The sequence below is a fragment of the Methylobacterium sp. B1 genome (assembly GCF_000333255.1).
Taxonomy (GTDB): domain Bacteria; phylum Pseudomonadota; class Alphaproteobacteria; order Rhizobiales; family Beijerinckiaceae; genus Methylobacterium; species Methylobacterium fujisawaense.
Window position 1 is genome coordinate 1 of record NZ_BACT01000680.1, and the last position, 4,585, is coordinate 4,585.

4 protein-coding genes are annotated in these 4,585 nt (G+C 68.6%); all 4 read right to left on the reverse strand.

From position 1 onward, the window contains the following. Positions 1–271: 271 nt before the first annotated feature. Positions 272–1,573 carry an NADH-quinone oxidoreductase subunit NuoF gene (gene nuoF / locus I53_RS20070; protein ID WP_043353978.1) on the reverse strand — a complete coding sequence of 434 codons (1,302 nt, stop codon included), beginning with the start codon at positions 1,571–1,573 and terminating at the stop codon, positions 272–274. A 9-nt stretch (positions 1,574–1,582) separates the two neighbouring features. Continuing rightward, positions 1,583–2,944 carry an NADH-quinone oxidoreductase subunit NuoE gene (gene nuoE / locus I53_RS20075; RefSeq protein ID WP_043353979.1) on the reverse strand — a complete coding sequence of 454 codons (1,362 nt, stop codon included), beginning with the start codon at positions 2,942–2,944 and terminating at the stop codon, positions 1,583–1,585. Between the two features lie 9 nt (positions 2,945–2,953). Beyond that, a complete protein-coding gene (locus I53_RS20080; RefSeq protein ID WP_043353981.1) occupies positions 2,954–4,144 on the reverse strand; it encodes an NADH-quinone oxidoreductase subunit D in 1,191 nt (396 codons plus the stop codon). Between the two features lie 16 nt (positions 4,145–4,160). After that, the coding region (locus I53_RS20085) for an NADH-quinone oxidoreductase subunit C (RefSeq protein ID WP_043353983.1) at positions 4,161–4,585 on the reverse strand (425 nt) is incomplete at its 5' end.

The window sequence follows — 4,585 nt, forward strand, 5'->3', positions numbered from 1 at the left end:
CCGCGGCCTCGCAGGCCTGGAGCAGCGTGTAATCGGCGGGGACGTCAACCTCGGTGCCGTCGACGAGGATTTTTGTCATCGGATCGTCTCGTAAACTGGCCCAAACGCACGAGGCCGGATCCCACCCGCACCCTCATCCTGAGGTGCGAGGCGCAGCCGAGCCTCGAAGGAGATGTCCAGCCCGCCTCGCGATCTCGGGAGGCCTCCTGCGAGGCCCGCCGACGCGGGCATCTCAGGATGAGGCTGTGGGTTGGACACCGGCATAGCCCTTTTACTCCGCAGCCATCGGCACAGGCTCGCTGTGCGGATTCGCGGTGTAGCGGTCGATGCGCTTCTCGATCTCGGGGCGGAAATGCCGGATCAGGCCCTGGATCGGCCAGGCCGCCGCGTCGCCGAGCGCACAGATCGTGTGACCCTCGATCTGCTTGGTCACCTCGAACAGCATGTCGATCTCGCGCTTCTGGGCGCGGCCCTCGGTCATGCGCTGCATCACCCGCCACATCCAGCCCGTGCCCTCCCGGCACGGCGTGCACTGGCCGCAGGATTCGTGCTTGTAGAAGTACGAGATCCGGGTGATCGCCGCGACGATGTCGGTGGACTTGTCGAGCACGATCACCGCTGCCGTGCCCAGGCCGGAGCCGAGGTTGCGCAGGGTGTCGAAATCCATCTTCGCGTCGATGATTTGTTCCGCGGGAACAAGGGGGACTGAGGATCCGCCCGGGATGGAACACAAAAGATTGTCCCAGCCGCCGCGCATGCCGCCGCAATGACGGTCGATCAGCTCCCGGAAGGTGATGCCCAGCTCCTCCTCGACGTTGCACGGCTTGTTGACGTGCCCGGAGACGCAGAAGAGCTTGGTGCCGGTGTTGTTCTTGCCGCCCAGGCCCGCGAACCACGCGCCGCCCCGGCGCAGGATCGTGCCGGCGACCGCGATCGACTCGACGTTGTTCACCGTCGTGGGGCAGCCGTAGAGGCCCATATTGGCCGGGAAAGGCGGCTTCAGCCGCGGCATCCCCTTCTTGCCCTCCAGGCTCTCGATGAGCGCGGTCTCCTCGCCGCAGATATAGGCGCCGGCGCCGTGGTGGACGTAGATGTCGAACGGGTAGTCGTGCACGTTCGACTGGCCGACGAGGCGGGCCGCGTAGGCCTCGTCCACGGCCTTCTGGAGGGCGTGCTTCTCGGCGACGTACTCGCCGCGGATGTAGACGTAGCAGGCATGCGCGTTCATCGCGAAGCAGGCCAGCATGCAGCCCTCGATCAGGAGATGCGGGTCGTGCCGCATGATCTCCCGGTCCTTGCAGGTGCCCGGCTCCGACTCGTCGGCGTTGACCACGAGGTAGTGCGGGCGCCCGTCGGACTTCTTGGGCATGAACGACCATTTGAGGCCGGTGGGGAAGCCCGCGCCGCCGCGGCCGCGCAGGCCCGAGGCCTTCATCTCCTCGATGATCCAGTCGCGGCCCTGTTCCAGCAGGAACTTGGTCCCGTCCCAGGCGCCACGCTTCTTGGCGGCGTCCAGGCCCGGCGAGTGGAGCCCGTAGAGGTTGGTGAAGATGCGATCCTGATCCGACAGCATGTCAGGTCCTCACTGAGCCGGCGCCGACAGGGCCTTGGCCTGCCCCACCCAGTTCTCCCGGTCGATGCGACCCGGGAACGCGAGGTAGGTGCCGACCCAGGTGATCTCGTCGCGGGACCACGCGGCGATCTGGTCCAAATGGTAGATGCCGAGCCCGTTCAGGCGCTGGCTGTTGCCCGGGCCGACGCCCGTGATGCGCGTCAGATCGTCCGGCTTCCCGGCGCGGGCGGCGTCGAGGCCCGGCGGGCGCTTGCCCACGGCGTCGGCCTTCCGCTCCGGGCTCGCATCCTTCGGCAGGGCCGCAAGGGCGCCGGCGATGCGGGTTTCCTCGGCCTCGGCCGCGACTTCGCCCGCGCTGGCGCCCGACGCTTCCGGCTGCTGCGGGACGGCGTCGCGCGCCGGCACGTCCTGATGGCCCTGGTCGCCGGCGGCGGGTTCGCCCTCGGCGACACGCTTGGCCGGCGAATCGAGCACGTCCGCGTCGCCCGGCCGGGCGGAGCCGTGCTTCGCGGTGGACCGGCCGCGCTCGGCCGCGTCGGCGCGATCCTCCGCCTTGACCGGCGTCTCGCCGTTGGCGGCGCGCTGGGCCGGCGCGTCGGAGGCCGGACGCTCGATCGGCCGGCCGGCATCGGGCCGCGCCGGCTTCGGGTTCTCGGCGGCCTGCTGCGTTCCGGAGGCCGCCTCGCCGGTCTGGGCGGCCGGCGTCTCGACCTTTCCGGCCTCCTCGAAGCGCTTGCGCCACGCGCCGACGCGCGAGCCGTCGAACAGGGTCGGGTCGGTGAGCGTGTTCACGGCGCCCTGGGGCTCGGACGAGACGCGCCCGGTCTGCGAGCCGACCTTCACGGGCCGTCCGGCGGCGAGGTCGTCCATCAGCTGGCCGAGGGATTCGGGCGTCAGGTCCTCGTAGTAGTCCTGGTTGATCTGCACCATCGGCGCGTTGCAGCAGGCGCCCAGGCACTCGACCTCGAGCCACGAGAAGGTGCCGTCCGCCGAGACGTGGCCGGGGGGGCCGAGCCGGGCCTGCAGCATCTCCTTGAGACCCCGCGCGCCGCAGGAATCGCACGGCACCGTGCCGCAGACCTGGATCCAGAAGCGACCCACGGGCTCGAGAGCGAACATCGTGTAGAAGGTGGCCACCTCCAGCACGCGGATGTTCGGCATGCCGAGCTCGGCCGCCACCGCCTCGATGGCCGCCCGCGGCAGCCAGCCGCCGTTCTGCTCCTGCGCCCGCCACAGGAGCGAGATCACCGCGGAGGCCTGACGGCCTTCCGGGTACTTGGCGATCTGGGTCTTGGCCCACTCGGCGTTCTCGGGGGAGAACGCGAAGCTCTCGGGCTGCTCCGAGGCGGGGGCGAGTCTGCGGTTTGCCATCGCTCTAACTTACCGATCCACTTCGCCGAACACGATGTCGAGCGTGCCGAGCACGCAGGACACGTCGGCCAGCAGGTGCCCGCGGCACATCCAGTCCATCGCCTGAAGATGCGCGAAGCCCGGCGCGCGGATCTTGCAGCGATACGGCTTGTTTGTTCCATCCGACACGAGATAGACGCCGAACTCGCCCTTCGGCGCTTCCACGGCGGCGTAGACCTCGCCCTCGGGCACGTGGAAGCCCTCGGTGTAGAGCTTGAAGTGGTGGATGAGCGCCTCCATCGAGCGCTTCATCTCCCGGCGCGGCGGCGGGGCGAACTTGCCGTCGACCGAGGCGATCGGCCCCTGGCCGGCGGGCTCGCGCAGCTTGGCGACGCATTGCTTCATGATGCGCACGGACTGGCGCATCTCCTCCATGCGGATCACCTGGCGATCGTAGGTGTCGCCGTTCTTTCCGACGGGGATGTCGAACTCCATCTCTTCGTAGCACTCGTAGGGCTGCGCCTTGCGCAGGTCCCAGGGAATCCCTGAGCCGCGCACCATCACGCCCGAGAAGCCCCACTCCATCGCCTCGTCCACCGACACGATGCCGATGTCGACGTTGCGCTGCTTGAAGATGCGGTTGGCCATGACGAGGTCGTCGAGATCCTGGACGACCTGCAGGAACGGGTCGCAGAACGCGTCGATGTCGTCGATCAGCTTCGGCGGCAGGTCCTGGTGGACGCCGCCGGGCCGGAAGTAGTTGGCGTGGAGCCGGGCGCCGGAGGCCCGCTCGTAGAAGATCATCAGCTTCTCGCGCTCCTCGAAGCCCCAGAGCGGGGGCGTGAGGGCGCCGACATCCATCGCCTGCGTGGTGACGTTGAGGAGGTGCGACAGCAGGCGGCCGATCTCGCAGAACAGCACGCGGATCAGCTGCGCGCGGCGCGGCACCTCGATCCCGGCGAGCCTCTCGATCGCCAGGCAGAAGGCGTGCTCCTGGTTCATCGGCGACACGTAGTCGAGCCGGTCGAAATAGGGCGTCGCCTGCAGGTAGGTCTTGTACTCGATGAGCTTCTCGGTGCCGCGGTGGAGCAGCCCGATATGCGGATCGACCCGCTCGACCACCTCGCCGTCGAGTTCCAGCACGAGGCGCAGCACGCCGTGCGCGGCCGGGTGCTGCGGGCCGAAGTTGATCGCGAAGTTGCGGATGTTGTGTTCGGTCACGGGCGGTCTCCGCGGCTCATGCCGACGTCTTCTCGTCGCCCGGCAGCACGTAGTCGGTGCCTTCCCACGGGGACAAGAAGTCGAAGTTCCGGAATTCCTGCGTCAGCTGGACCGGCTCGTAGACCACCCGCGCCTGGTCCTGGTCGTAGCGGACCTCGACGAAGCCGGTCAGCGGGAAGTCCTTGCGCAGGGGGTGCCCCTCGAAGCCGTAATCGGTGAGCAGGCGGCGCAGGTCGGGATGGCCCGAGAACAGGATCCCGTAGAGGTCGTAGGTCTCGCGCTCGTACCAGTTGGCGGCGGGGAACACCTCGATCACCGACGGGACGGGGGTCACCTCGTCGGTCTGCACCTTCACCCGGATTCGCAGGTTATGGCGCAGGGAGAGCAGGTGATAGACCACGTCGAAGCGCTTCTCGCGCTGCGGGTAGTCCACGCCGCAAA